Annotated in this window: 21 protein-coding genes; 14 read left to right on the forward strand and 7 right to left on the reverse strand. The window is 62.2% G+C overall.

The window, feature by feature from the left end:
- Window positions 1-146: 146 nt before the first annotated feature.
- The gene (locus M5B99_RS10880; protein ID WP_248804021.1) at window positions 147-1,640 is read left to right on the forward strand and encodes an aldehyde dehydrogenase; all 1,494 of its coding nucleotides are present in this window, start codon (window positions 147-149) and stop codon (window positions 1,638-1,640) included.
- 231 nt (window positions 1,641-1,871) lie between these two features.
- Window positions 1,872-3,023 carry an MFS transporter gene (locus M5B99_RS10885; RefSeq protein ID WP_248804022.1) on the forward strand — a complete coding sequence of 384 codons (1,152 nt, stop codon included), beginning with the start codon at window positions 1,872-1,874 and terminating at the stop codon, window positions 3,021-3,023.
- Window positions 3,024-3,127: 104 nt separating this feature from the next.
- On the opposite strand, the gene M5B99_RS10890 is transcribed toward M5B99_RS10885, so the two are convergent.
- Both M5B99_RS10890 and M5B99_RS10895 read right to left on the reverse strand, forming a co-directional pair.
- The gene (locus M5B99_RS10890; RefSeq protein WP_248804023.1) at window positions 3,128-4,681 is read right to left on the reverse strand and encodes a phospholipase D family protein; all 1,554 of its coding nucleotides are present in this window, start codon (window positions 4,679-4,681) and stop codon (window positions 3,128-3,130) included.
- 60 nt (window positions 4,682-4,741) lie between these two features.
- Complete coding sequence (locus tag M5B99_RS10895) at window positions 4,742-6,175, reverse strand: PLP-dependent aminotransferase family protein (RefSeq protein ID WP_248804024.1); 1,434 nt, start codon at window positions 6,173-6,175, stop codon at window positions 4,742-4,744.
- 182 nt (window positions 6,176-6,357) lie between these two features.
- Here M5B99_RS10895 and M5B99_RS10900 point away from each other — a divergent pair, with 182 nt between their 5' ends.
- Window positions 6,358-6,603 (forward strand): DUF1127 domain-containing protein, encoded by a 246-nt coding sequence (locus tag M5B99_RS10900; protein ID WP_248804025.1) that lies wholly within the window; start codon window positions 6,358-6,360, stop codon window positions 6,601-6,603.
- A 171-nt stretch (window positions 6,604-6,774) separates the two neighbouring features.
- The gene (locus tag M5B99_RS10905) at window positions 6,775-7,128 is read left to right on the forward strand and encodes a YkgJ family cysteine cluster protein (RefSeq protein WP_248804026.1); all 354 of its coding nucleotides are present in this window, start codon (window positions 6,775-6,777) and stop codon (window positions 7,126-7,128) included.
- A gap of 2 nt (window positions 7,129-7,130) precedes the next feature.
- Here the strand turns inward: M5B99_RS10905 and M5B99_RS10910 are convergent, their stop codons facing one another.
- A complete protein-coding gene (locus M5B99_RS10910) occupies window positions 7,131-7,619 on the reverse strand; it encodes an Lrp/AsnC ligand binding domain-containing protein (RefSeq protein WP_017125528.1) in 489 nt (162 codons plus the stop codon).
- A gap of 159 nt (window positions 7,620-7,778) precedes the next feature.
- On the opposite strand from M5B99_RS10910, the gene dadA reads away from it, so the two are divergent.
- The 6 genes from dadA (at window position 7,779) to M5B99_RS10940 (ending at window position 14,006) form a co-directional block, all read left to right on the forward strand.
- Complete coding sequence (dadA, locus tag M5B99_RS10915) at window positions 7,779-9,083, forward strand: D-amino acid dehydrogenase (RefSeq protein ID WP_248804027.1); 1,305 nt, start codon at window positions 7,779-7,781, stop codon at window positions 9,081-9,083.
- Window positions 9,055-9,408, forward strand: a complete 354-nt coding sequence (locus tag M5B99_RS10920; protein ID WP_248804028.1) for a RidA family protein — start codon at window positions 9,055-9,057, stop codon at window positions 9,406-9,408. The genes dadA and M5B99_RS10920 overlap by 29 nt, the downstream gene beginning before the upstream one ends.
- An 88-nt stretch (window positions 9,409-9,496) precedes the next feature.
- Complete coding sequence (gene alr / locus M5B99_RS10925; protein ID WP_248804029.1) at window positions 9,497-10,570, forward strand: alanine racemase; 1,074 nt, start codon at window positions 9,497-9,499, stop codon at window positions 10,568-10,570.
- Between the two features lie 129 nt (window positions 10,571-10,699).
- Entirely contained in the window at window positions 10,700-11,248 is a 549-nt protein-coding gene (locus tag M5B99_RS10930; RefSeq protein ID WP_100942162.1) for a cupin domain-containing protein, read from the forward strand.
- Between the two features lie 185 nt (window positions 11,249-11,433).
- Window positions 11,434-11,904, forward strand: a complete 471-nt coding sequence (locus tag M5B99_RS10935; protein WP_248804030.1) for a c-type cytochrome — start codon at window positions 11,434-11,436, stop codon at window positions 11,902-11,904.
- A gap of 188 nt (window positions 11,905-12,092) precedes the next feature.
- A complete protein-coding gene (locus tag M5B99_RS10940) occupies window positions 12,093-14,006 on the forward strand; it encodes an acetyl-CoA hydrolase/transferase C-terminal domain-containing protein (RefSeq protein WP_248804031.1) in 1,914 nt (637 codons plus the stop codon).
- A 129-nt stretch (window positions 14,007-14,135) separates the two neighbouring features.
- On the opposite strand, the gene M5B99_RS10945 is transcribed toward M5B99_RS10940, so the two are convergent.
- Complete coding sequence (locus M5B99_RS10945) at window positions 14,136-14,708, reverse strand: xanthine phosphoribosyltransferase (RefSeq protein WP_248804032.1); 573 nt, start codon at window positions 14,706-14,708, stop codon at window positions 14,136-14,138.
- Between the two features lie 56 nt (window positions 14,709-14,764).
- Entirely contained in the window at window positions 14,765-16,774 is a 2,010-nt protein-coding gene (gene rep, locus M5B99_RS10950) for a DNA helicase Rep (RefSeq protein ID WP_248804033.1), read from the reverse strand.
- Between the two features lie 264 nt (window positions 16,775-17,038).
- On the opposite strand from rep, the gene M5B99_RS10955 reads away from it, so the two are divergent.
- Window positions 17,039-18,709: a putative bifunctional diguanylate cyclase/phosphodiesterase gene (locus M5B99_RS10955; protein WP_248804034.1), complete on the forward strand. Its 1,671-nt coding sequence runs from the start codon at window positions 17,039-17,041 to the stop codon at window positions 18,707-18,709.
- Between the two features lie 24 nt (window positions 18,710-18,733).
- Here the strand turns inward: M5B99_RS10955 and M5B99_RS10960 are convergent, their stop codons facing one another.
- Window positions 18,734-20,137, reverse strand: coding sequence for a NorM family multidrug efflux MATE transporter (locus tag M5B99_RS10960; RefSeq protein WP_248804035.1), 1,404 nt, complete (start codon window positions 20,135-20,137; stop codon window positions 18,734-18,736).
- Window positions 20,138-20,290: 153 nt separating this feature from the next.
- On the opposite strand from M5B99_RS10960, the gene M5B99_RS10965 reads away from it, so the two are divergent.
- From M5B99_RS10965 to M5B99_RS10975, 3 genes are all read left to right on the forward strand, one after another.
- A complete protein-coding gene (locus M5B99_RS10965) occupies window positions 20,291-21,211 on the forward strand; it encodes a LysR substrate-binding domain-containing protein (protein WP_248804036.1) in 921 nt (306 codons plus the stop codon).
- A 181-nt stretch (window positions 21,212-21,392) separates the two neighbouring features.
- Entirely contained in the window at window positions 21,393-23,369 is a 1,977-nt protein-coding gene (locus M5B99_RS10970; protein WP_248804037.1) for a methyl-accepting chemotaxis protein, read from the forward strand.
- Between the two features lie 136 nt (window positions 23,370-23,505).
- Window positions 23,506-24,720 (forward strand): aldose 1-epimerase family protein, encoded by a 1,215-nt coding sequence (locus tag M5B99_RS10975; protein WP_248804038.1) that lies wholly within the window; start codon window positions 23,506-23,508, stop codon window positions 24,718-24,720.
- 66 nt (window positions 24,721-24,786) lie between these two features.
- Here the strand turns inward: M5B99_RS10975 and M5B99_RS10980 are convergent, their stop codons facing one another.
- Window positions 24,787-26,280 (reverse strand): YifB family Mg chelatase-like AAA ATPase, encoded by a 1,494-nt coding sequence (locus M5B99_RS10980; protein ID WP_248804039.1) that lies wholly within the window; start codon window positions 26,278-26,280, stop codon window positions 24,787-24,789.
- Window positions 26,281-26,417 lie beyond the last annotated feature (137 nt).

The raw sequence follows: 26,417 nt of genomic DNA on the forward strand, positions 1-26,417 counted from the left end.
GTGTCAAATATATTGAAACTTTAGGTGCCGCTGGTTTAGGGTGGTGGGTGCCATGGGCCAAAATCTGGGCCTGTTGGGCAGAATTCCGAACGGTGCTGGCGCAAGAGCGCATGGCTCCAGTATTTCAATAAGAGGAGGACACTCGAATGACCACCCTGACTCGTGCTGACTGGGAACAACGTGCCCGTGAGCTGAAGATTGAAGGCCGCGCTTACATCAATGGTGAATACACCGCCGCGGTCTCGAATGAGACGTTCGAGTGCATCAGTCCAGTTGATGGCCGCCTGCTGACCCGGGTTGCCAGCTGTGATGCGGCAGATGCCCAGCGCGCCGTCGAGAGTGCCCGTGCGACGTTCAATTCCGGTGTCTGGTCGCGTCTGGCCCCGGCCAAGCGCAAGTCCGCGATGATTCGTTTCGCCGCGTTGCTGAAGGTCAATGCCGAGGAACTGGCCCTGCTGGAAACCCTCGACATGGGCAAGCCGATCAGCGATTCGCTGCACATCGACGTGCCCGGCGCGGCCCAGGCCCTGAGCTGGAGCGGCGAAGCCATCGACAAGATCTATGACGAAGTGGCCGCCACTCCCCACGATCAACTGGGCTTGGTGACCCGCGAGCCGGTGGGCGTGGTCGCGGCCATTGTGCCGTGGAACTTCCCATTGATGATGGCTTGCTGGAAACTCGGGCCGGCGTTGTCCACGGGTAACTCGGTGGTTCTAAAACCATCGGAAAAATCCCCGCTGACCGCGATCCGCATTGCCGCCCTGGCAGTTGAAGCCGGTATTCCGGCGGGCGTGCTGAACGTGCTGCCGGGTTATGGTCACACCGTCGGCAAGGCCCTGGCCCTGCACCAGGATGTTGACACCCTGGTGTTCACCGGTTCGACCAAGATCGCCAAGCAACTGCTGATCTACTCTGGCGAGTCCAACATGAAGCGCGTCTGGCTCGAAGCCGGCGGCAAGAGCCCGAACATTGTCTTTGCCGATGCTCCGAACCTGCAGGCCGCCGCCGAGTCCGCAGCCAGCGCCATCGCCTTCAACCAGGGTGAAGTCTGCACCGCCGGTTCGCGCCTGCTGGTGGAACGTTCGATCAAGGATCGCTTCCTGCCGCTGGTGATTGAAGCGCTGAAAGCCTGGAAACCGGGCAACCCGCTGGACCCGGCGACCAATGTCGGTGCCCTGGTGGATACCCAGCAGATGAACACCGTGCTGTCGTACATCGAATCGGGCCATGCCGATGGCGCCAAGCTGGTGGCCGGCGGCAAGCGAACCCTTCAGGAAAGCGGTGGCACCTACGTCGAACCGACCATCTTCGATGGCGTGAGCAATGCAATGAAAATCGCCCAGGAAGAAATCTTCGGCCCGGTGCTGTCGGTGATTGCCTTCGACAGCGTGGAAGAGGCGATCAGCATTGCCAACGACACGCCGTATGGCCTGGCGGCGGCGGTCTGGACCGCGAATATCTCCAAGGCACACCTGACTGCCAAGGCCCTGCGGGCGGGCAGTGTGTGGGTGAATCAGTACGATGGCGGCGACATGACCGCGCCGTTCGGTGGCTTCAAGCAGTCGGGCAACGGCCGCGACAAGTCGCTGCACGCGTTCGACAAGTACACCGAGTTGAAGGCGACCTGGATCAAGCTGTAAACCGATCCAGGGTATGCAACAGAACCTGTAGGAGCTGGCTTGCTGGCGATGGCGTCCGTAAGGGCGGTGCAAAGCCCTAGGGCCGCATCGCTGGCAAGCCAGCTCCTACAGGTCGGCGCTTGATCAGGATTTTGTGTGCATGATCGGGCAGCGCCCTGACACAGCCGGACTCTCCGCAAGGAAGTCCGGCTGTGTTGTCTTGAACAGAAATTATCCACAGGAGCGTGGAACATGCGTTGGGCGACTTATTTCGCCGTGCTGGCTTCGGTGCTCAGTGTCGGCCTGGCACTGGGCGTGAGCATGCCGTTGGTGTCCCTGCGGTTGGAAAGCTGGGGTTATGGCGCCTTCGCCATTGGTGTGATGGCAGCGATGCCGGCCATTGGTGTCTTGCTGGGAGCCAGTGTCTCCAGTCACTTGGCGGCGCGCTTCGGCACTGCCAGGCTTATGGCCCTCTGCCTGTGGGCCGGGGCCTTGTCCATCGGTCTGCTGGCGCTGCTACCCAGCTATCCGGTGTGGCTGGTGCTGCGCCTGATGATCGGGGTGATCCTGACCATTGTCTTCATTCTCGGCGAAAGCTGGATCAATCAACTGGTGGTCGAACAATGGCGCGGGCGCCTGGTGGCCCTGTATGGCAGCACTTATGCGCTGAGCCAACTGTCTGGTCCGCTGCTGCTGGCCGCCGTGGGCACCAAGGGCGACTACGGTTTCTGGGTCGGTGTGGGCTTGCTGGTGGCCGCGCCGTTCCTGTTGCTGGGACGCAGCGGTGCGCCAAGCTCCGAGTCCAGTCGTGTCACCCTGATGGACCTGTTGGGGTTCTGTCGGGGGTTGCCGGCTATTGCCTGGGCTATTTCGCTGTTTGCCGCCTTCGAGGCGATGATTCTGACGTTGCTGCCGGTTTACTGTCTGCGCCAGGGTTTCACGGCGGATATCGCCTTGGCGATGGTCAGTACGGTGGTGGTCGGCGATGCTTTGTTGCAACTGCCGATTGGTGCCATGGCCGACCGGCTGTCCCGGCGTGCGCTGTTCACCGGTTGTGCCCTGGCCCTGATGCTGTCGAGCCTGGCGGTGCCCCTGTTGATCGACACCTTGCTGATCTGGCCGTTGTGGGTGCTGTTCGGCGCCAGCGCGGGCGGGCTGTTCACCTTGTCGTTGATCCTGATCGGCGAGCGTTATCGCGACGACGCGCTGGTGCGGGCCAACGCTCATGTAGCGCAGTTGTGGGGTATTGGCTGCCTGATCGGGCCGTTGGTGGCAGGGGCGGGCAGCCAGTGGATCAGCGGGCATGCCTTGCCATTGTTCATGGCGGCTGGGGCATTGGGGTTGCTGGTGTTGGCGTTGCGTCAAGGGGCCTTTGGCATGGCGCAGCCGGCCACGACTCTGTAGGAGCAAGCTTGTTCGCGATGACGGGCTCCCGGGCACCATCGAAACATCAGCCTGCCAGCTGATCGCGAGCAAGCTTGCTCCCACAGGTCAGGCCTTGTGAATCTTCAGAGCATGCGCTCCAGCCCGATATGGTTGGCGAACCAGGCGTTGAACCGGCGCCACCCACTGCCCGGCTCGTGGTGCAGCGTGTGGAGCTGTCCGTTATCCTCGGTGACCCAGACGATCTGCCCCTGCTCCAGGCGCGGCTGGTAGCTCAGGGCCGGGGCCATGCCGCGCAAGGCCAGGGTCCGGACGTGTTCCGCCAGCTCCGGGCTGTCCACCAGCACGCCGACTTCGGTATTCCACAAGACCGAGCGCGGATCAAGGTTGAACGAGCCGATAAAGGATTTCTCCCGGTCGAAAATCATCGCCTTGCTGTGCAAGCTGGAGTCCGAGCCACTGTAGGCGCCTCTGTGAAACAGATGCGGTCCGCTGCCGCCACGGTCGCCGGGCTGGCGGCGCAGTTCGAAGAGTTTCACGCCATGTTCCAACAACGCCTGGCGGTAGGGTGCATAACCGCCGTGCACGGCAGGCACGTCGGTGGCCTCCAGCGAGTTGGTCAGCAGGCTGACCGAGACCCCGGCGTCGGCGCGTCCGGTCAGGTAGACCAGCCCCGGTTGGCCGGGCACGAAGTAGGCGGAAATCATCATCAGTTCGGTATGGACGTTCTTCAATTCCGGCGCCAACTGCGTGCTCAGCAACAGTCGTGGGTCTGGTTCGTCCCTGGCCAGGACCTTGCTCGGCGCGTCCCACAGGGCCTGGCTCCAGGCCCAGATCAGTTCGCGGCGCCAGATGTCCATGTGCGGCTCGCTCTTGTAGGCCCGAAGTTTCAGGTACAGGGCGGTATTGTGCTGGCGATAGCTGCCCAGCGAGTCCTTGAGCTGCTGCCGGGCCTTGGCCAGTTCCGCCGCGGACGGTGGGCTGGAGAGGAAATTGCCGATGGGCACGCTCAGGGCGCTGTTCCAGTACTGGTCGAAGCTGTGTCCGAGTTGTTCGGCCACGGGCCCGAAGCCGAGCAGGTCGATGTCGGTGAAGTTCAGGTCCGGCTGGGCGCCGAAATATTCGTCCCCGAGGTTGCGGCCGCCGACGATGGCCGCGCTGTTGTCGGCCAGCCACAACTTGTTGTGCATCCGCCGATGTTGTTGCGACAGATTGAACAAGCGACCCAAGGTGCGGGTGGCGCCGGTGCTGCGGCCCAGGTTCAGCGGGTTGAACAGGCGGATCTGGATATTCGGGTGGGCGGCCAGCGTGCCGATGAGCGAGTCGAGCCCGTCGCTGGTGGTGTCGTCCAGCAGGATGCGTACCCGTACGCCACGATCGGCGGCCTTGATCAGTTCATCCACCAGCATGCGGGTGCTCAGGCCGTCATGGACGATGTAGTACTGCAAGTCCAGGCTGACCTGGGCATTGCGGATCAATTCGGCCCGGGCCCTGAACGCCTCGCTGCCGTTGGGCAGCAGGCGAAAGCCCGAGCGCCCCTGCCAGGGCGCGGCCTGGGCCTGAATCGAACGGCCGAAGGTCGATTCGGTCGCCGCCAGGGCCTGGCTGGGAAGCCGAGGAGCATCCAGGGTTGCGCATCCACTCAACAGCAAGGCAATGAGCAGCAAACAGGCTTTCAATGGTCATCGCCCCGGGTCATGGGAGGTGTCGGCATATGGACGCTGTCTGGCGAGTCAAGGTCAATCGATACTGCTCTCGTTTTGTGCCAGTAATTTGATCGCGGCGGCGCCGACTTTGCGCACGGCCTCTTCGATCAGTGGCGTCGGCTTGGCAGCGTAGTTCATGCGCAGGCAATTGCGGTATTTGCCCGAGGCGGAAAAGATGCTGCCTACCGCGATCTGCACGCCCTGGTTCTGCAGCTCCCGGTTCAGGCGCAAGGCATCGAAACCCTCGGGCAGTTCGACCCAGAGCATGAAGCTGCCCTGGGGGCGACTGGCGCGGGTACCGGCGGGGAAATAACGGCTGATCCAGTCGATCATCAGGTCGCGGTTGCGCTGGTATTGGCTGCGCATGCGCCGCAGATGCGGCTCGAAGTGGCCGTTTCTGAGGAAATCGGCGATGGCCAGCTGCGGCTGCGGGGCGGTGGAGCCGGTGCTGATGTACTTCATGTGCAGCACCCGCTCGAGGTAGCGACCGGGTGCGACCCAGCCGATGCGCAGACCCGGGGCGAGGGTCTTGGAGAAGGAGCTGCAGAGCAGCACGCGGCCATCTTCATCGAAGGACTTGATGGTGCGCGGACGGGGGTAGGTGTAGGCCAGTTCGCCATACACATCGTCCTCGATAATCGCCACATCGAAGCGCTGGGCCAGGGTCAGCAGGGCGCGCTTGCGTGACTCCGGCATGATGTAGCCCAGCGGATTGTTGCAGTTGGGGGTCAACTGTATGGCCTTGATCGGCCACTGTTCCAAGGCCAGTTCGAGGGCGTCGAGGCTGATGCCGGTGAGCGGGTCGGTGGGGATTTCCAGAGCCTTCATGCCCAGCCCCTTAAGGGTCTGCATGGCGCCGTGGAAGCTCGGGGAGTCCACCGCGACGATATCCCCCGGCTCGCAGATGGAGCGGATGCTGGTGGACAGGGCCTCGTGGCAGCCGGTGGTGATCACCAGGTCGTTGGGGCCGAGCTGGCAGCCCGAGTCGAGCAGCAGTCGCGCCACCTGCTCGCGCAGCCCGAGGTTGCCGTGGATATTGTCGTAGGCCAGGCCGGGCATGTCCTGGCGGCGGCTGATCTGCGCCAGGCTGCGCAGCAGCGGTTTCAGGGTCGGGCTGTCGATGTCCGGCATGCCGCGGCCCAGCTGTACGGTGTCTTCGCGGGGGACGGAGCGGATCAGTTCCAGTACCTGTTCCCATTGCGAGATATCCACAGGGCGTTGCGCCGGGCGCCCGACCACCGGTAACGCAGGCAGTTCGCGGCCCATGGGCACGAAATAGCCGGATTTGGGTTTTGGTTGGGCCAGCCCGCTGTCTTCCAGGACGCGGTAGGCCTGCTGCACCGTGCTCAGGCTGACACCGTGCTCCACACTCAATGCCCGTACAGAAGGCAGGCGGTCACCGGGTCGATAGAAACCTTGTTCTATGCGGGTTCCAAGCAGTTCGGCAAGGTTGACGTAGAGGGTCATGGCACAGTTCTCGGTGACGGTGGAAAGCGTAGGCCGGTACAGATAAGGCAAAAATACAGGATTCAGTCGTGCTTTGGCGAGATCTGTATTGATCTAATAAAAATTGATTGAATCTGTAATGGTTTTTGCTGTTCATCCATCCTGTGTACTCATGGCAACCGAGTAACGAAGGAGCAGAGGTAATGAACGGCATGAGCGATGTGCGTCTGGTATTGCGCAGTCAGGAATTGGTGATCGAGCACGAGCGGGTCGTCACGGCGTCTTCCGCCCGTCGCTGCACGCCGGCCTTGGGTCGCATGGCTCTGTTCTGGCATCGCCTGTGCACCCGCAAGACCTTGCTGGAACTCACACCCGAGCAATTGCGTGATATCGGCTTGAGCCCGGATCAGGCCAGGGAAGAAGGCATTAAGCCGTTCTGGCGCTCCTAGCGGCCCGGCTTGCCGACGATGGCGTCCGGATGGGGGCGTATGACTCAAGGGCCTCATCGCTGGCAAGCCAGCTCCCACAGGGGGGGCGTTTCTTCAGATGGAGAGGTTTGCTGCCGGACGCCGCTTTTTCAGGCAAAATCCGCACTTATTCTTCTTTCCGGTCGTCGTTCGATGAGCTGTAACAGCCAGAAAATCCGCTTTCTGCGCCAGCAAATTCCGTCTTTCGAGTGTGTGCCGGGCTGTCACGACTGCTGTGGGCCGGTGACCACCTCGTCCGAGGAGATGGCCCGCCTGCCGCGCAAGACCGCCGCCGAGCAGGAAGCGGCGCTCGACGAGCTTAATTGCGTGCACCTGGGACCGAACGGGTGCACGGTGTATGACGAACGCCCGCTGATCTGTCGTTTGTTCGGGACGACGCCGACGCTGCCTTGCCCCAATGGCCGACGTCCCGTGGAGATGATTCATCCACGGGCCGAGCAGCAGGTGCATGAATACATCGCCAGTACCCGGCAGGTGCTGGTCTAGGTTCAATCCGGAATCGGCAGGTTCAGGCTCTCTTTCACTTCTTCCATCACGATGTAGCTCTTGGATTCCCGCACATGGGGCAGCTTGAGCAGGATGTCGCCGAGCAGTTTGCGGTAGGAAGCCATTTCGGAAATCCGCGCCTTCACCAGGTAGTCGAAATCCCCCGAGACCAGGTGGCATTCCAGCACATGCGGCAACTTCAGCACGGCGCGCCGGAACTCTTCGAAGGTGTCGCCCGATTTGTAGTCGAGGCTGATCTCGACGAATACCAGCAGGCTGCCCTTGAGGTGCTGCGGGTTCAACCGGGCGTTGTAGCCCATGATGATGCCCTCGCGCTCCAGCCGACGGACCCGTTCGGTACAAGGCGTGGTGGACAGGCCGACCTTTTCTCCAAGCTCGGTGAACGAGATGCGCCCGTCGGCCTGCAGGATGCGCAGGATGTTGCGGTCGATCTTGTCCAGCTCGCGCTTGGTCTGATGGTTGGTTCTCATTAGGGAATGCCCCTCCGTCAAAAGCGATAGTGCCGAGAATTCTCGCCAAATATAGGCACTTATATAGTGAAAAGCACTGGCTATTGTTTTTTACACTGCGCGCATCTTGGCTTTGAACACTAAACACCGGCGGCTGGCCGCGGATTGAGGAATAGACACATGCGAGTTCTGGTATTGGGTAGCGGCGTCATTGGTACCACCAGTGCTTATTATCTGGCCCGGGCCGGTTTCGAAGTGGTGGTGGTCGACCGTCAGCCGGCCGCCGCCATGGAAACCAGTTTTGCCAACGCTGGCCAGGTTTCCCCCGGCTATGCCTCGCCCTGGGCCGCCCCGGGCGTGCCGCTCAAGGCCATCAAGTGGCTGCTGCAGCGCCATGCGCCGTTGGCGATCAAGGCCACCGCCGATATCGACCAGTACCTGTGGATGGCGCAGATGCTGCGCAACTGCACCGCCAGCCGTTATGCCGTGAACAAGGAGCGCATGGTCCGCCTGTCCGAGTACAGCCGTGACTGCCTCGACGAACTGCGCGCCGAAACCGGGATTGCCTACGAAGGCCGCAGCCTGGGGACCACCCAGTTGTTCCGCACCCAGGCGCAACTCGATGGCGCGGCAAAAGACATCGCGGTACTGAAAGAGTCCGGCGTACCTTACGAATTGCTCGATCGCGCCGGTATTGCTCGGGTCGAACCGGCCCTGGCCAGCGTCACCAATATCCTGGCCGGTGCCTTGCGCCTGCCGAATGACCAGACCGGCGACTGCCAGATGTTCACCACCCGCCTGGCCGAAATGGCCGTCAAGCTCGGTGTGGAGTTCCGCTTCGGCCAGGACATTCAACGGCTCGACCACGCGGGCGACCGTATCAACGGGGTATGGATCGACGGCAAGCTGGAAACCGCCGATCGCTACGTGTTGGCGCTGGGCAGTTATTCACCGCAGTTGCTCAAGCCGCTGGGCATCAAAGCGCCGGTCTACCCGCTCAAGGGCTACTCGCTGACTGTTCCGATCACCAACCCGGCCATGGCCCCGACTTCGACTATCCTTGACGAGACCTACAAGGTCGCGATCACTCGCTTCGACAACCGCATCCGTGTCGGTGGCATGGCGGAAATCGCCGGTTTTGACCTGTCGCTGAATCCGAAACGGCGCGAAACGCTGGAGATGATCGTCGGCGATCTTTATCCTCAGGGCGGCGACCTCGAGCAAGCCAGCTTCTGGACCGGTTTGCGCCCGACTACACCCGACGGCACGCCGATCGTGGGGGCCACCTCATTGCGCAATCTGTTCCTGAATACCGGTCACGGCACGCTCGGATGGACCATGGCTTGTGGCTCGGGTCGCCTGTTGGCTGACTTGATGGCGAAGAAAAAGCCGCAGATCAGTGCCGAAGGCCTCGATATTTCCCGTTACGGCAAAACCCCCCAGGAGACTGCAAAACATGGCAATCCAGCGCCAGCTCACCAATGAACGTCTGAGCCAGATCGTTGTTCACAGCGGCACCGTGTATCTGGCAGGGCAGGTTGGCGACGACATGAGTGCCGGGATTGAAACCCAGACCCGCGAAGCCCTCGGCAATATCGAGCGTTTGCTCGACCTGGCGGGTACCGACAAGAGCAAGTTGCTGTCGGTGACGATCTACCTGAAAGACATCGATGCCGACTTCGCCGGCATGAATTCGGTCTGGGACAAGTGGTTGCCCAAAGGCGTCGCGCCGGCCCGTGCCACGGTCGAAGCCAAGCTGTGCGAACCGGAAATCCTGGTCGAGCTGTCGGTCGTGGCCGCTCTGCCTTAAGTACGATCCCTCTCCCGTTGCGATGGCGCTCTCATGGCTTTTCGCAGCGGTTTTTCATTCCCCGTTGACCGTCCAGAAGTTTGCCGCCATGCGTCCTGCCCGTGCCCTGATCGACCTCCAAGCCCTGCGTCACAACTACCAATTGGCCCGCGAAGTGTCGGGTGCCCGAGCCCTCGCGGTGATCAAGGCCGATGCCTACGGTCATGGCGCGGTGCGCTGTGCCCAGGCCCTGGAGGCCGAGGCCGACGGTTTCGCCGTGGCCTGTATCGAGGAGGCCCTCGAGTTGCGGGCCGGCGGGATTCGCGCGCCGATTCTGTTGCTGGAAGGCTTTTTCGAGGCCGACGAACTGCCCTTGATCGTCGAGCACGACTTCTGGTGCGTGGTGCATGCGCTCTGGCAGCTGGAAGCCATTGAGCAGGCGGTGTTGGCCAAACCGATCAATGTCTGGCTCAAACTCGACTCGGGCATGCATCGGGTGGGACTGGAACCGGCCGATTATCAGGCGGCTTACCAGCGCCTGCAGGCCAGCGGCAAGGTGGCGAAGATCGTGCTGATGAGCCACTTCGCCCGCGCCGACGAGTTGGGCTGCCCGCGTAGCGCCGAGCAGGTGGCGACCTTCGAGGCAGCACGCCAGGGTTTGTCGGCCGAGGTCAGCCTGCGCAATTCTCCGGCAGTGCTCGGTTGGCCGCGGATTCCCAGCGATTGGGTCCGTCCCGGCATCCTGCTGTTCGGCTCGACCCCTTTCGAAGAAGAACACCCGTTGGCCGCGCGCTTGCAGCCGGTCATGACCCTGGAGTCGAAAGTCATCAGCGTGCGCGAGCTGCCGGCAGGCGAACCGGTGGGCTACGGTGGCCTGTTCGTGACGTCCAGGCCGATGCGGATCGGTGTGGTTGCCATGGGCTATGCCGACGGCTATCCGCGTCACGCGCCGACCGGCACGCCGGTGCTGGTGGCGGGCCAGCGCAGCCAGTTGCTGGGCCGGGTATCGATGGACATGCTGTGCATCGACCTGACCGATGTACCCCAGGCCGGGCTGGGTTCGACGGTGGAGCTGTGGGGCAAAAATGTCCTGGCCAGCGAGGTCGCGGCTCGGGCCGAGACCATTCCCTATCAGATTTTCTGCAACCTGCGTCGGGTGCCACTGCTCTATACCGGGAGCTAGCGGGAAAGCAGGCCGCGCCACAGGTCGTCCCACCGAACAGGATTCGGGCTCGAGTGTTGTAAATACTGAACGCTATGCCATGATATCGCTCAATTACAACATCGCCTGAATCCCTGGGAGGCTGCCGTATTGGACGTCGGTGAACGACTGCAATCCATCCGTAAACTGAAAGGTCTGTCTCAGCGTGAACTCGCCAAACGCGCGGGCGTCACCAATAGCACCATTTCAATGATTGAGAAAAACAGTGTCAGCCCTTCGATCAGTTCGCTGAGAAAGGTTCTTGGCGGCATTCCCATGTCCATGGTCGAGTTCTTTTCCGAGGAAATCCTCCAGGAAAAACCGACTCAGATCGTCTACAAGGCCAACGAGCTGATCGATATCTCCGATGGTGCCGTGACCATGAAGCTGGTCGGCCGCGCCCATCCCAGCCGTGCTATCGCTTTCCTCAATGAGATCTATCCTCCAGGTGCCGATACCGGAGAGGAAATGCTCACCCATGAAGGCGAAGAGACTGGCATTTTGTTGGAGGGTCGACTGGAATTGGTGGTCGGTGCAGAAACTTTCGTCCTCGAAGCGGGCGACAGCTACTATTTTGAAAGCACCAAGCCGCATCGCTTCCGTAATCCGTTCGATACACCTGCGCGACTAATCAGCGCAGCGACACCGGCGAATTTTTAACAGCAAGAGGCGTCAGGTCAGGGATTTCAAGGCGTCCGGTAGTATTGATTGGCCACTCTTAATATCCCTGTAACTCTAGGGGTTGTTTCGCAGGGGCAGTCGAACCGCTATACTCACGCCCGCCTGCGAAACCGTGGTTCGCGGCGTGATTAGCCACCATTGAGGGTGTACGCGTGAGTCCAATTATGAAAATGCTGGCCGTACCAGCAACCGTAGTCGCCCTGTGGGCCGTCAGCGCTCAGGCAACGACAGTCAATGACGATATCGCCAAGCGTCTGGAGCCGGTGGGCAAGGTGTGTGTCCAGGGCGAAGTGTGCAAGGGGATGGAAGTGGCCGCTACCGTGGGTGGTGGCGGCGGAGCCAAGACACCGGATGAGGTGATCGCCAAGCATTGCAACGCTTGTCATGGCACCGGCCTTTTGAATGCGCCGAAAATCGGTGATACCGCCGTCTGGAAAGAGCGGGCCGATCATGTGAGCACCGTGATTGCGAGTATTGCCGGAGCCTCGGACGAGGAGAAAGGCAAGAAAGGCGTTGCGGGCCTGGCGGCGGTGGCGACTCATGGCTTCAATGCCATGCCACCGAAGGGTACTTGTGCCGACTGTACGACTGAAGAGCTTCAAGGTGCCATCGAGAAGATGTCCGGCTTGAAATAAGACTGATTTTCCCCAAAAGAGCCGCTGATGAGCGGCTCTTTTGCGTCCTGTGAACGCCTGCATTGGATCGGTGCTTCGACGCAAAGCGTCGGGTCGCTATGATTCCTGTAGGCAACGGGCTGTCATTTGCAGCCAATTCCCGGCAAGCTCGGTCCAACCTCAATTCACGCAAAGGCGAGGAGGATCCGATGGTGCAATCCTGTTCTATCGAACGTGCGGTCGAGGAGGTGTTGGCACGGCTGCCGGTGCATATCCACATGGCCAGCCCGTTGGGCCTGGGCAAACCCAACCGGTTTATCAACGCGCTCTACCAGCGCATCAGGCAATTGCCGGAGCGTCGGCTGACGATCTACAGCGCCTTGAGTCTCGGTCGCCCGGCCCTGGGTGACGGCTTGCAACGACGTTTCCTCGAGCCCTTTGTCGAGCGGGTGTTCGGTGATTACCCTGAACTGGATTTCCTCGCCGCCCTGCGCCGGGACAACCTGCCACCGAATATCCACGTCCAGCAGTTCTTCATGCAGCCCGGTAGCCTGTTGCACAGCACCCAGGCTCAGCAGGATTACGTCAGCAGCAACTACAGTCATGCCGCCCGCGACATCAACGCCGCCGGCCTGAACCTGATCGCGCAACTGGTGGCCGAGGCCCCGGAACACCCCGGGCACCTGAGCCTGAGTTGCAACCCTGATATCACCCTCGACCTGCTGCCGATGATCGCTCGGCGCCGTGCCGCCGGAGAAACCATCCTGCTGCTGGCGCAGGTTCACAGCGACCTGCCGTACATGCCCGGGGATTCGGAACTCAGCCGTGACGCCTTTGACCTGCTGATCGACGAGCCGGAACGCAGCACCCTGTTCTCCACCCCGAACATGCCGGTGGACACCCAGGATCACTTCATCGGCCTGCACGCCAGTACCCTGGTGCGCGATGGCGGTACCTTGCAGATCGGCATCGGCGCCATGGGCGACGCCTTGACTGCGGCCTTGCTGGCCCGTCAGGCGGACAACGAGGGTTACCAGGCGTTGTTGGCGGATATCGACCTGTCACCCTGGAAAACGCTGCTCGACAAGGAGGGCGGTATCGAGACGTTTGCCCAGGGGCTTTACGGTTGCAGCGAGATGTTCGTCAACGGTTTGCTGGTTCTAGTGGATGCGGGCATCGTGCGACGCAAGGTCCATGCTGACCTCGAGCGACAACGCCAGGCCAATGCCGGTGTCGTGCAAACCGGTGGCGTCATGGTGCATGGCGGCTTCTTTCTCGGGCCGCGCAGTTTTTACCAGCGCTTGCACGAACTGTCCCGGGACCAGTTGGGCGAGTTCAACATGACCGCCATCAGCTATATCAACGAGCTGTTTGGCCAGGAAGAACTCAAGCGCCTGCAGCGTATTGATGCACGGTTCATCAACAGCGCCTTCACCATGACCCTGCTCGGCGCGGGGGTGGCGGACCAGCTCGAAGACGGCCGGGTGCTCAGTGGTGTCGGCGGGCAGTACAACTTTGTGGCCCAGGGACATGCGTTGGAGGGCGCGCGGTCGATCCTGATCCTGCGCAGCTGGCGCGAGGCGGGCGGCGAGGTCAATTCGAACATCGTCTGGGAGTATGGGCATTGCACCATCCCCCGGCATCTGCGCGATATCGTGGTGACCGAGTACGGCATTGCCGACTTGCGTGGCAAGACCGACGCCCAGGTCATTGAAGCGTTGCTGAATATTGCCGATTCGCGCTTTCAGTCGGAGTTGATCGAACAGGCGCAAAAAGCCGGCAAGCTACCGGGGGATTTCCGCCTCGATCCACGCTTTGCCGATAATAGCCCGCAACGTTTGCAGGCGATTCGCACATGTCACCCGCATTTGTTCCCGGAGTATCCGCTGGGCAGTGATTTCAGTGTGGAGGAGCGGGATCTGCTGCGGGCGCTGAACTGGCTCAAGAGCAAGTTCAAGCTCACCGAGGCGCTCGAGCTGGGCAAGGCGGCGCTCGATGCGCCTGAGCCGGCGGCCTTTGCGGCGCACCTGGAGCGCATGGGGTTGACCCACCCGGAGGGGCTGAAGGAGGAGCTGTTTCAGCGGTTTCTGCTGGCGGGATTGCAGGAGACGCTGCCTGACTGAAGACCCGCGAAAGCGTCAGTCCTGGCGCCGCAATACTTGAGGGCCCATCGCCGGCAAGCCGGTATCTACGGCTATCCGCGTTGACCTTTGTTGCGAGTCAACGGGAAATGCAGGTGTCGAGGTGCGGCCTTACTCGATAAAGGTCACGACACCGCCGGCCAGCGACTTCACCCGGGCCAGGGACTCCACGCGATAACCCTGGGCGTCCAGCTCGGCACGGCCACCCTGGAAGGATTTCTCGATGACGATGCCGAGGCCCGCCACGGTCGCGCCGGCCTGCTTGATGATCGAGATCAGCGCCTGGGACGCTTTGCCGTTGGCCAGGAAGTCATCGATGATCAGCACCCGATCGCTGCTGGTCAGATGGCGCGGGGAAATCGCCACGGTGTTTTCCACCTGCTTGGTGAAGGAGTACACCGTCGCCGAGAGCAGGTTTTCCGTCAGGGTCAGGGACTGGTGCTTGCGAGCGAAAATCACCGGCACGCCGAGGTTCAGCCCGGTCATGATCGCCGGGGCAATCCCCGAGGCTTCGATGGTGACGATCTTGGTAATGCCCGAATCGGCGAACAGCGCGGCGAATTCGTCACCGATCAGTTTCATCAACTGCGGGTCGATCTGATGGTTCAGGAAGGCGTCGACCTTCAGTACCTGATCGGAAAGCACGATGCCTTCTTCGCGAATTTTCTTGTGCAGTGCTTCCACGGGGCGTCCTCGAATAGCGCCTTGTGCGCTGAAGATAGATTAAAAAGTGTGCAATTCTAGCGCTTTAACATCGCGCGTATATCCGCTAGCGCCGAATTGCCGCGTACGGCTTTCACTTCGGTCGGCGTGTCATCGTTGCCTTCCCAGGCCAGGTCGTCCGGCGGCAGTTCGTCGAGGAAACGGCTCGGCGCGCAGTCGATGACCTCGCCGTACTGCTTGCGCTTGGCGGCAAAGGTGAAGGCCAGGGTCTGACGGGCGCGGGTAATGCCGACGTAGGCCAGGCGCCGTTCTTCCTCGATGGTGTCAGCCTCGATGCTGGAACGGTGCGGGAGGATTTCCTCTTCCATGCCCATGATGAACACGTAGGGGAACTCCAGCCCTTTGGACGCATGCAGGGTCATCATCTGCACGCCTTCGGCGCCGTCCTCTTCTTCCTGCTGGCGCTCGAGCATGTCGCGCAGCACCAGCTTGCCGATGGCGTCCTCGACGGTCATGTCGCCGTCTTCGTCTTTTTCCAGGGTGTTCTTCAGGGCTTCGATCAGGAACCAGACGTTGCCCATCCGGTAGTCCGCGGCCTTGTCGCTGGAGCTGTTGGTGCGCAGCCAGTTCTCGTAGTCGATGTCCATGACCATGCTGCGCAGGGCGGCAATCGGGTCTTCGCCGGCGCACTGCTCACGCACCCGGTCCATAAAGCGCTTGAAGCGCGCCAGGCGATCGGTGAAGCGGCTGTCCAGATGTTCGCCCAGGCCGATCTCGTCGGTGGCGGCGTACATCGAGATCTTGCGTTCGGTGGAGTAGTTGCCGAGTTTTTCCAGGGTGGTCGAGCCGATCTCCCGGCGCGGGACGTTGATCACCCGCAGGAAGGCGTTGTCGTCATCCGGATTGACGATCAGGCGGAAGTAGGCCATCAGGTCCTTGACTTCCTGGCGTCCGAAAAAGCTGTTGCCCCCCGACAGCCGATAGGGAATCTGGTGGTGCTGCAGTTTCAGCTCGATCAGCTTGGCCTGGTAGTTGCCCCGGTAAAGGATGGCGAAATCACTGTAGGGCCGGTCGGTGCGCAGGTGCAGGCTGAGGATCTCCATGGCCACGCGCTCGGCCTCGGCGTCCTCGTTGCGGCAACGGATCACGCGGATTTCATCGCCGTGGCCCATCTCGCTCCACAGCTGCTTTTCGAATTCGTGCGGGTTGTTCGAGATCAGCACGTTGGCGCAGCGCAGGATACGGCTGGTGGAGCGGTAGTTCTGCTCCAGCATCACCACTTTCAGGGATGGGTAGTCGTCCTTGAGCAGCATCAGGTTTTCCGGCCGCGCGCCGCGCCAGGCGTAGATCGACTGGTCGTCGTCGCCGACCACGGTGAACTGGTTGCGCGTGCCGATCAGCATTTTCACCAGCAGGTACTGGCTGGCGTTGGTGTCCTGGTATTCGTCCACCAGCAGGTAGCGGACCTTGTTCTGCCACTTTTCCAGGATGTCGGCATGTTCCTCGAACAGCTTCACCGGCAGCAGGATCAGGTCGTCGAAATCCACCGCGTTGAACGCCTTGAGCGTGCGCTGGTAGTGGGTGTAGACGATGGCCGCTGTCTGTTCCTTGGGATTGCGCGCATTCTCCAGGGCCTGGGGCGGCAGGATCAGGTCGTTTTTCCACGAGCCGATCATGTTCTTGATCTCGTCGACGCCGTCGTCGCCCGAGTATTCTTTCTGCATGATGTCGGTCATCAGGGCCTTGACGTCGGCCTCGTCGAAGATCGAGAAGCCGGGCTTGTAGCCCAGCCGCGCATGCTCCTTGCGGATGATGTTCAACCCCAGGTTGTGGAAGGTCGACACCGTCAGGCCACGGCCTTCGCCGCCCTTGAGCAGGGTGCCGACGCGTTCCTTCATTTCCCGCGCGGCCTTGTTGGTGAAGGTCATGGCGACGATGTACTGGGCACGGATGCCGCAGTTCTGGATCAGGTGGGCGATCTTGCGGGTGATCACGCTGGTCTTGCCGGAGCCGGCACCGGCGAGCACCAAAAGAGGGCCGCCGACGTAGTTCACGGCTTCTTGCTGCCGGGGATTGAGTCGGGACATGACGGAGTCAGGAGTCTGTTGCGAAAAGGGCGGGCATTTTAACAGGCTGGAAGGATTCTGCTGCGTCTCTGCGACACTGTGACGTGCGCCGCTATCTAAATTTGCCGGTTTTGTTACTTTGCCGCAGGATGCACAGCACATTCCCGGCTATTGTTCTGAATTGTGTTACACAACAAAGCACTTGATAATCAATCGTACTTAAAATCTCCTGAGCGTGTCGCAATGTTGATCTCCAACGTTTTTTGCAGAGTCTAGGGAGTCGGTTTGTCTAAGCCTGTCGAACCCTTGCGTTTGCTGCTACTGGCCGATGAGCCTGAGTGGGCGGCCTTGTTGCGCGAGTGTCTGGCTCCTATGGGCGATTCAGCCGTGCTGATCCATGCCCCGTCCTGGGAGGTGGTCGGCCGCCTGTTCGAGGCCGACCGCGCGGCGCTCTTGCTGACGGTGCCGAACCTGCAGCCGGCGCCGGGACGCTGCAACCTGCCGACCATCCTGTTACTGGAAGAGGAACCGTTGGTCGCGCCCCTGGGCGTCAGTGACTGGCTGGTTCGCCAGGGCCTCGATGCACCGACCTTGCGCCGCTGCCTGCGCCATGTGCGCGAACGCGGCGTGCTGGAAAACACCTTGCAGCGCCTGGCCGAGCAGGATCCGCTGACCGGTATCGCCAATCGCCAGGGTTTCCAGACCCTGCTGGCGGCGCGCCTGGCCGAGAACGAAGGGCGCGGCCTGGCCCTCGGGCACCTGGACCTGGACAATTTCCGCCATGCCAACGACGCCCTCGGCCACCAGGCCGGCGACCGGCTGATCCTGCAGGTGGTCGCGCGGCTCAAGAGTCAGCTGGAGGCCGGTGACCAGCTGGCGCGTCTGGGCAGCGACGAGTTCGCCCTGCTGATCGACACCCGCCGGGCCCCGCAACGGGCCGAGAGTGTGGCCGAACGGATTGTCGAGGCCATGGCCGAACCTTACTGGGTCGACGGCGAGAGCCTGTTGATCGGTTGTAGCCTGGGCATCGCCCATACCCGTGCCAATGCCGGGGCCGACCCGCTGATGTGGCATGCGCATATCGCCATGCAGCAGGCCAAGAGCACCCAGGGCTGCACCTTTCACATCTTCAATGAGCGGATCAATCGCAACGCCCGCAGCCTCGCCGACCTGGAAAGCGAGCTGCGCCGAGCCCTGCGCCGTGACGAACTGGAACTGCATTACCAGCCGCGCCTCGACCTGGGCAGCGGCCAGATCGTCGGCCTCGAAGCCCTGGTGCGCTGGCGGCATGGCGAGCGCGGGCTGCTGCCGCCCAGCGAGTTCGTGCCCCTGGCCGAACAAAGCGGCCTGATCGTGCCATTGGGTTACTGGGTGATTTCCCGGGCGCTACGGGATATGCAGGCCTTGCGCGAACTGGGGCTGGCACCGCTGCACATGGCGGTCAACCTGTCGTTCCGGCAGTTCCAGGATAGCCAGTTGCTCTCGACCTTGAGCCGGCTGATTGCCGAGCGCGGCGTCGAGGCGCAATGGCTGGAGTTCGAACTTACCGAAACCGCGGTGATGCGTCGCAGCGACCTGGTCAAGCAGACCATGGATGCCCTGGGGCGGCTGGGGGTGCGCTTTTCCCTGGACGACTTCGGCACCGGGTTTTCTTCCTTCGTGCACCTCAACAGCCTGCCGATCGCCTTGCTCAAGGTGGACAAGAGTTTTGTCGGTGGCATGGAGTCGCGTGAGGAAAACCGCAAGCTGGTGCATGCCATGGTCAACCTGGCCCACAATCTTCATCTGGAAGTGGTGGCCGAAGGGGTGGAAACCCCGGAGCAACTGGCCTTGCTGCGTGAATTCGGCTGCGACCAGGCCCAGGGCTATCTGATCAGCAAGCCGTTGCCACTGGCGGAGCTGGTGGAGTACCTGAACTTTGATGCCGCTCAGCCGGCGGTGCAGGAAGTGGTTTGACACCATGGGCGGCAGCCTGTCGGTTCAGGCTGTATCCATGATGCTGCGCCGTGGGCTTTGCGTCCTGGGGTGTCCCAGCATCCGCTTCATCCGCCACTCGAATGCCAGGGTCAGGCTCACCGCCGCGCAGGCCAGGCCCAGCGCCAGTCCCCACCAGACACCGGTCGGTCCGCCGTTGAAGTCGAACGCCAGCAACCACGCCGCCGGAGCACCGATCAGCCAGTAGCAGGCGAGACCGACGAGGAAGGTGGTCTTGGCGTCCTTCAGGCCGCGGATCGCGCCCATGGCGATGGTCTGGGTGCCATCGAACAGCTCGAACCAGGCGGCCACCGCCAGCAGCCTGACGGCCAGTTCGACGACCGGCTGGAACGCCGGGTCGTGGCGATCCAGAAACAGTCCCACCAACTGGTTCGGCGCCAGCCAGAACAGCGCGGCAAAGGCGAGCATGGCGGCGGCGCCGAAGGCGATACCGACCCGACCGGCCAGGCGCGCCTCCAGCAGTTGTCCGGCGCCGTAGTGCAGGCCGATGCGCATGGTGATGGCATAGGAGATCCCCGCCGGTATCATGAAGGCCGCCGAGACGATCTGCAGGGCGATCTGGTGCGCCGCCAGTTGCGTGCTGCCCATGGTGCCCATGCACAGCGCGGCAAAGGCGAACAGCCCGACTTCCACGGCATAGGTGCCACCAATCGGCAGGCCCAGGCGCCAGAGTTCGCGCAGATACTGCCAGTTGGGCCGCGACAGGCCCCGCAGCAAGGGGTAGTTGCGGTACGCCGGATGCTGCTTGATATGCCAGGCGAGCCCCAGGGCCATGCAACTGGCGACCAGCGCGGTGACCAGGCCGATCCCCGCCAGGCCCAGCTTGGGCAGGCCGAACAGCCCGTTGATCAGCACGTAGTTGAGGGCGAAGTTGGCCACGGTCCCGCACAGGCTGATCACCATCACCGGGGTGGCACGGCCCAGGGCGCTGGTGAAACCACGCAAGGCCATGAAGCTCAGGTAGCCGGGCAGGGCGAACGGCAGCACCGTCAGGAACTGCGTGGCGGCGTGCACATTGCTCGGCGTCTGGCCGAACATCAGCAGCACCGGCTTGAGGTTCCACAGCAGCAGGCCGGCCACCAGAGCCATGGCCCAGGCCAGCCAGAGCCCGGCCTGGGTCAGGCGAGTCGCGCCTTCGATATCGCCGGCACCCTGGCGAATGGAGACCAGGGTGCCCACGGCCGCGATCACGCCAATGCAGAAAATCGACACGAACGAATAACTCGCCGCGCCCAGGCCGCCGCCGGCCAGGGCCTCGGGGCTGAGCCTGGCCATCATCAGGGTGTCGGTCAGCACCATCAGCATATGCGCCAACTGCGAGGCGATCAGCGGCCCGGACAACCGCAGAATGGCCCAGAGTTCGGTGCGTGCTGAATGCTTCATGATCATCAGGCTCGACAGGCGGAAGGTAATGAGAACCGTTGATTCTCAGGGTTCCCGGGCATTTGCACAAAGGGATAAAACCGATTGCTCGCATGATAAAAACTCATGCAAAGGCGGTTTCTGCTAGGGTTGGCGCATTGCGTTATCGGAGCGCTCCCCATGCCTCGCCGTCTGCCTCCCCTGTATGCCTTGCGCGCTTTCGAAGCGGCGGCCCGCCACAGTTCATTCACCCGGGCGGCGGAGGAACTGTCCATTACCCAGAGTGCGGTCAGCCGGCACATTCGTACCCTCGAAGAGCACTTCGCCTGTCGACTGTTCCAGCGTAACGGGCGCAATCTGCAACTGACCGAGTCCGCACGCTTGCTGCTGCCGGGGATCCGCGAGGGTTTCGGCGCCCTGGAGCGAGCGTGCAATACCTTGCGTGCCGAAGACGACATCCTGCGTATGAAGGCCCCCTCGACCTTGACCATGCGTTGGCTGCTGGCGCGACTGAGCCGCTTCCGGCATTTGCAGGAGGGCAATGAGGTGCAGCTCACCAGTGCCTGGATGGATGTCGACAGCGTGGACTTCAATCAGGAACCGTTTGACTGCGCGGTACTGCTCAGCAACGGCCATTTCCCGCCCGACTGGGAGGCCAGCTACCTGTTCTCCGAGTGGTTGATTCCGGTGGGAGCGCCTACGCTGCTCAATGAGCAGCCTTGGGATGCCGAGCGCCTGGCCAGCGTCGAGTTGTTGCACCCGACACCCGATCGGCGGGACTGGCGTAGCTGGTTGGAGCGCATGGGCTTGTCCGAACGGATCTCGCTCAAGGGCGGCCAACTGTTCGATACCCTTGAACTGGGCATGATTGCCGCGGCGCGGGGTTACGGGGTGTCCATGGGCGACCTGCTGATGGTGGCCGAGGACGTGGCTCAGGGACGTCTGAGTTTGCCGTGGCCGACTGCCGTCGACAGTGGTGAGAAATATTACTTGGTCTGGCCGAAAACCCGACCGGGCGGCGAGCGCCTGCGGCGGCTCAGCGATTTCCTCCAGGGCGAGGTCGCGGCCATGGTCCTGCCCGAAGTCCAGCGTCTGGGCTGATACGCTGTTTTTGGCGGCCGCTGATATCCGTCCAAATGACTCAAGTATTCGCTGGCGCCGCCGAATCTACCGACATGGAACCGGCGTCAAAAAACGGTTCGTGCATACCTTGTTCATTGGAAATGTTTCCATGTGGCTTGCCAGTACCCACAGGATTCGCCGCCCGCCCAGGAGCCGTATCATGTCTCGACCTCGTGCCCGAATTGCCTCGCAACTGGGGCTGGCACTCGCCGTTATCCTCGCGCTGGTGATCAGTGGCAGCACCGTGTTTGCCCTGCGTTCGCTGGACTCGGCCAACCTCGACACCCGCGAAGAACACCTGGCCAGCGAAGCACGCCTGCTGGCCGACCAGTTGAACACTTTCCACGGCACCTTGCGCGAAAGTACCCAGCGCCTGAGCGGATTGTTCGAAAAACGTTTCAGCAGTGGCCTGAGCGTGCGTCCCGAGCAAATGATCGCCGTGGGCAGCGTGCAAGCTCCGGGCCTGTACCTGGGCAATGAACTGCTGAACAACAACTTTACCGAGGTGGATGCGTTCAAACAGATGTCCGCGGGTGTCGCGACCCTGTTCGTGCGCAGTGGTGAGGACTTCGTCCGGGTCAGCACCTCCCTGACCAAGCAGGACGGCAGTCGCGCCATCGGCACCTTGCTCGATCACCAGCATCCGGCCTACCAGCGTTTGCTGGCGGGCCAGGCGTACGTCGGACGTGCGCTGCTGTTCGACCGATCCTACATGACCCAGTACACACCGGTACGCGATGCTGACGGCAAGGTAATCGCTGTGCTGTTCGTCGGTTTCGACTACACCGATGCGCAGAATGCCCAGTTCGACAACCTCAAGCGCTTTCGCATCGGTGCGACCGGTTCCCTGGCCTTGCTCGATGAGCAGAAACATTGGCTGGTGCCGCCTGCCGGGGTGACGGATCTTGCACAGGCAATCCCGGTGGTTGTCGATCTGGTCCGACAACCGGGCCATGGGCGCTTCTGGAGTGACAAGAACGAGGACTTCTACAGTGTGGCGGTGACCTTTGAAGGGGGGCCGTGGACCGTGGTGGCGAGCTTGCCCAAAGCCGAGATCCGCGCCGTGACCTGGAACGTTGGCATTAAACTGGTAATTGGCAGCCTGCTGGCGATGCTGCTGGCCGTCGGCGCGGCGATCTGGCTGTTGCGCAGCAAGTTGCGGCCCCTGGGCGATCTGGTACGCCAGGCGCAAGCCCTGGGGGCGGGGGACTTGAGCGTGCGCCTGGATGTGTCCAGCCATGACGAGATCGGCCAGTTGGCTGACAGCTTCAACCAGATGGGACAGGCACTGTCCTCGATGGTCGAGCACATCCGCAAGGCGGCGGCCGAGGTCAGCACTCGCGCCCATGTACTCACCGGCTTGTCCGGCGGTGCCTATGAAGGGATCGAGCAGCAATCCGGCGAGATCAGCAGCATGGCTGGTGCCGTGGAGCAGTTCAGTGCCACCTCGCTGAATATCGCCGACAACATGGGCAATACCGAGCGGCTGGCCCAGGAGAATGCCCGGCAGACGCGCATCGGGCGTACCGCCATGGAGGAGGCTTCGACGTCCCTGGAGCAGATCGCCGGTTCCCTGGGCAGCACGGCGCAGGTGATCAACGCCCTGGGGCAACGCTCCGAGGAAATCGGCGGGATTGTCGGGGTGATCACCTCGATTGCCGATCAGACCAACCTGTTGGCGCTGAACGCGGCCATCGAAGCCGCCCGTGCTGGTGAACAGGGCCGCGGCTTTGCGGTGGTGGCGGATGAGGTGCGTAGCCTGGCGGGGCGTACTCGTGAGGCCACCGACCAGATCTCCGGGATGATCCAGAGTATCCAGCAACAGACCGGTCACGCCATCAGCACCATGGAAGAGGGCAATCGGTTGATGCAGGAAGGTCTGTCGCGCAATGCCAATGTGGCTTCGGCCCTGGCGCAGATCGACGAGCAGAGCCGTTCGGCCGGTCAGCAGTTCGCCGTTATCACCACCGCGACCCAGGAACAGAGCAGCACCGCGACCCGGCTCAGCGGCAACCTGCAGGGTATTGCCCTGGCCAACAGCGAGCAGCGCGAGGTGGTATCCAACCTGGCGCTCACGGCCCGGGAGCTGGAGACCCTGGCGACGGAGCTGCGTCAGGAAGTGGATCAGTTTCGCTGAGACGGCGCCTCGTCGCAGGCGCTGAAATACGGGGGGAGTACATGCGGTCCTTGAACTGATGGATATTTGTCAGGCTGACTTGCTGAAACGTTTCATCAGCGTTATAAAAGTCGGACAATTCCAATAAGGACAGCTCATGACTTCTCTCCGCTTGCTCTTCGGTGTCACCGCCCTGACCGCAGCTTCCCATGCCATGGCCTGGGACTACGTGCTGCTCGACAGCGACACCCCCGCGCAGAACCGCCAGATCACCAGTCAGCAACTGGGGATCAAGACCGCCAAGCCCTTCTCCGTGACGATGCGCACCTTGCATGGTGGCCGCCAGGAAGGGGTCAGCATCGTCGATATCGACAACGGCACGATGAAACTCTCGGTAGTACCGACGCGGGGCATGAACGTCCTGCACGCGTCCGTGGGCGATGTGCGCCTGGGCTGGGACTCGCCGGTCAAGGAGGTGGTCAATCCGGCCTTTATCGAACTTAACGGACGTGGTGGCCTGGGCTGGCTGGAGGGCTTCAACGAGATGGTGGTGCGTTGCGGCTATGAGTGGGTCGGGCATCCAGGGCTCGATAACGGTGAACTGCTGACCTTGCACGGGCGGGCGGCGAACATTCCGGCCAGCAAGGTCACCCTGCATATCGATGAGCAACCACCTTATGCCATCCGTTTGCAAGGTGAGCTGAAGGAGCAGGCGTTCAAGAAAGTCGACTTCTCGGTGGCTACCGAACTGTCGACGGTTCCCGGCAGCGTGAGTTTTGCGCTCAATGACACACTGACCAACAACGGCGATTATCCGAAGGAATACCAGGCGCTGTATCACAGCAACTTCAGTACTCCGTTCCTGGAGCAGGGAGCGCGCTTCGTGGCGCCGGTGAAGCAGGTGTCGCCGTTCAACGACAAGGCCAAGGGCGACCTGCCAGATTGGCAGACCTACCGTGCGCCGACCAAAGACTATGACGAGACTGTCTACAACGTCGTGCCGTATGCCGATGCCAAGGGCGACACCCTGGCGGTGCTGCACAACAAGGCCGGCAGTCTCGGGGTTTCGCTTGGGTTCAATACCCAGCAACTGCCGGTGTTCTCCCTGTGGAAAAACACCGATACCCAGGGCCAGGGCTATGTCACCGGGCTGGAGCCGGGGACCAGCTTCTCCTATAACCGCCATTACCAGCGCCCGCTGGGCTTGGTGCCGACCATCGAGGCCGGGCAGAAACGCCAGTTCCAGATCAGCTATAGCCTGCTGGCGGACAAGGCGGCTGTGGATAAGGCGGTGCAGCAGGTGACGCAGATTCAGGACGGGCGCAAGACGGAGGTGCGGGGCACGCCGTTGGTGGATCTGAGTAAGGAATAACCCGGTGGGGAGGGCCTGGCCGATGATGGGGTGTTGCGGCCAGGCCTTGTTCAAGTGATGCCACTTCTATTGAGACACTGGCCGATACTGCAACGCTTCGGCCAGATGCTCGCGGCTTATGTTTTCCACCTGTTCCAGATCCGCCAAGGTGCGCGCCACCTTGAGCAGTCGATGGGCTGCCCGTAGCGAAAGCGTCAGCCGTTCACACGCAGTTTCCAGCCACTTTTCATCGCCTGTGGATAACGTGCAGTGCGCGCGCAGCGCCGGTAAATCGAGAAATGCATTGGTACATCCCTGACGCTGTTGCTGACGTTGCCGGGCTTCGGCGACCCGGGCGGCAGCCTGTGCGGTGTTATCACCGTCTTGCTGGCTGGGGCTGAGTGCCGTGGCTTCACGGGCCACGGTCAGGTGCAGGTCGATGCGGTCCAGCAGCGGGCCGGAGAGTTTGTTGCTGTAGCGCTGGATCTGTTCCGGGGTGCAGCGGCAACGTCCGCTGGGGTCGCCAAGATATCCACAGGGGCAGGGATTCATCGCCGCCACCAGCTGGAAACGTGCCGGGAAGCGCACCCGGTCGCGGGCGCGGGAAATCACGATATGACCGGACTCAAGTGGTTCGCGCAGAACCTCCAGTACCTTGCGGTCAAATTCTGGCAATTCATCCAGGAAGAGCACGCCGTGGTGTGCCAGGGTTATTTCACCCGGTCGTGGCCGGGAGCCGCCACCTACCAGCGCCGGACCCGAGGCTGAGTGATGCGGTTGGCGAAACGGTCGCTGCGGCCAACTGCTCAACGGCACATGACTGGCGACCGACTGGATGGCGGCAACCTCCAGGGCTTCCTGTTCGTCCAACGGCGGTAGCAAACCGGGGAGACGGCTGGCGAGCAGGGTCTTGCCGGTGCCGGGCGGACCGCTGAACAACAGGTTATGCGCTCCGGCGGCGGCGATCAGCAGGGCGCGCTTGGCGGCGAGTTGGCCTTGTACTTCGCTCAGGTCCGGGTAGGGCTTGCTCAGGTGCAGCAGGCCACTGGATTCGAAAGGTTTGAGGGGGGCATGTCCATTGAGATGGGCCACCAGTTGCAGTAGATGGTCGACGGCAATCACCGTCAGCCCGGAGGCCAGCGAGGCCTCTTCGGCATTGGCTTGCGGCACCACCAGGGTACGCCCGGCGGCACGCGCGGCCAGCGCCGCCGGCAGCACGCCTTGCACCGGGCGGATGGCCCCGGACAAGGCCAGTTCGCCCAGGCATTCCAGGTTGTCCAGGGTCAGGGCGGGTACCTGCACGCTGGCGGCCAGGATGCCGAGGGCAATCGCCAGGTCGAAGCGTCCGCCGTCCTTGGGCAGATCCGCCGGAGCGAGGTTCAGGGTAATGCGTCGTGCCGGAAAATCGAGGGCCGAGTTGAGGATCGCACTGCGGACCCGGTCCTTGCTTTCCTTCACGGCGGTTTCGGGCAGCCCTACGAGCGTGAGCATCGGCAAGCCGTTGGCCAGATGGGTTTCGACGGTGACGGCGGGGGCTTCCACGCCCACCTGGGCGCGACTGTGGACGATGGCCAGGGACATGTTCTTTCCTTGAACGCGAAGGGGCCGCTTCCTGCGGTTCTGGAAGACTAGTTGAGTGGGGGAGGGGCTTGGGGGCTTTTATGTGTCCAGACGATTCGTTGTCTGCTCGTGGGGCGTGACGCAAGGTTAGCGCTGGG

This window comes from Pseudomonas sp. MWU13-2100, from assembly GCF_023242365.1.
Classification (GTDB): Bacteria; Pseudomonadota; Gammaproteobacteria; order Pseudomonadales; family Pseudomonadaceae; genus Aquipseudomonas.

Bases quoted from the DNA above. Each gene is read 5' to 3' on its own strand.
- M5B99_RS10975 (WP_248804038.1), top strand. From the start codon at position 23,506: ATGACTTCTCTCCGCTTGCTCTTCGGTGTCACCGCCCTGACCGCAGCT.
- M5B99_RS10970 (WP_248804037.1), top strand. From the start codon at position 21,393: ATGTCTCGACCTCGTGCCCGAATTGCCTCGCAACTGGGGCTGGCACTC.
- M5B99_RS10880 (WP_248804021.1), top strand. From the start codon at position 147: ATGACCACCCTGACTCGTGCTGACTGGGAACAACGTGCCCGTGAGCTG.
- M5B99_RS10960 (WP_248804035.1), bottom strand. From the start codon at position 20,137: ATGATCATGAAGCATTCAGCACGCACCGAACTCTGGGCCATTCTGCGG.
- M5B99_RS10905 (WP_248804026.1), top strand. From the start codon at position 6,775: ATGAGCTGTAACAGCCAGAAAATCCGCTTTCTGCGCCAGCAAATTCCG.
- dadA (WP_248804027.1), top strand. From the start codon at position 7,779: ATGCGAGTTCTGGTATTGGGTAGCGGCGTCATTGGTACCACCAGTGCT.
- M5B99_RS10920 (WP_248804028.1), top strand. From the start codon at position 9,055: ATGGCAATCCAGCGCCAGCTCACCAATGAACGTCTGAGCCAGATCGTT.
- M5B99_RS10940 (WP_248804031.1), top strand. From the start codon at position 12,093: ATGGTGCAATCCTGTTCTATCGAACGTGCGGTCGAGGAGGTGTTGGCA.
- M5B99_RS10900 (WP_248804025.1), top strand. From the start codon at position 6,358: ATGAACGGCATGAGCGATGTGCGTCTGGTATTGCGCAGTCAGGAATTG.
- M5B99_RS10965 (WP_248804036.1), top strand. From the start codon at position 20,291: ATGCCTCGCCGTCTGCCTCCCCTGTATGCCTTGCGCGCTTTCGAAGCG.
- M5B99_RS10885 (WP_248804022.1), top strand. From the start codon at position 1,872: ATGCGTTGGGCGACTTATTTCGCCGTGCTGGCTTCGGTGCTCAGTGTC.
- M5B99_RS10980 (WP_248804039.1), bottom strand. From the start codon at position 26,280: ATGTCCCTGGCCATCGTCCACAGTCGCGCCCAGGTGGGCGTGGAAGCC.
- rep (WP_248804033.1), bottom strand. From the start codon at position 16,774: ATGTCCCGACTCAATCCCCGGCAGCAAGAAGCCGTGAACTACGTCGGC.
- M5B99_RS10910 (WP_017125528.1), bottom strand. From the start codon at position 7,619: ATGAGAACCAACCATCAGACCAAGCGCGAGCTGGACAAGATCGACCGC.
- M5B99_RS10935 (WP_248804030.1), top strand. From the start codon at position 11,434: ATGAAAATGCTGGCCGTACCAGCAACCGTAGTCGCCCTGTGGGCCGTC.
- M5B99_RS10895 (WP_248804024.1), bottom strand. From the start codon at position 6,175: ATGACCCTCTACGTCAACCTTGCCGAACTGCTTGGAACCCGCATAGAA.
- alr (WP_248804029.1), top strand. From the start codon at position 9,497: ATGCGTCCTGCCCGTGCCCTGATCGACCTCCAAGCCCTGCGTCACAAC.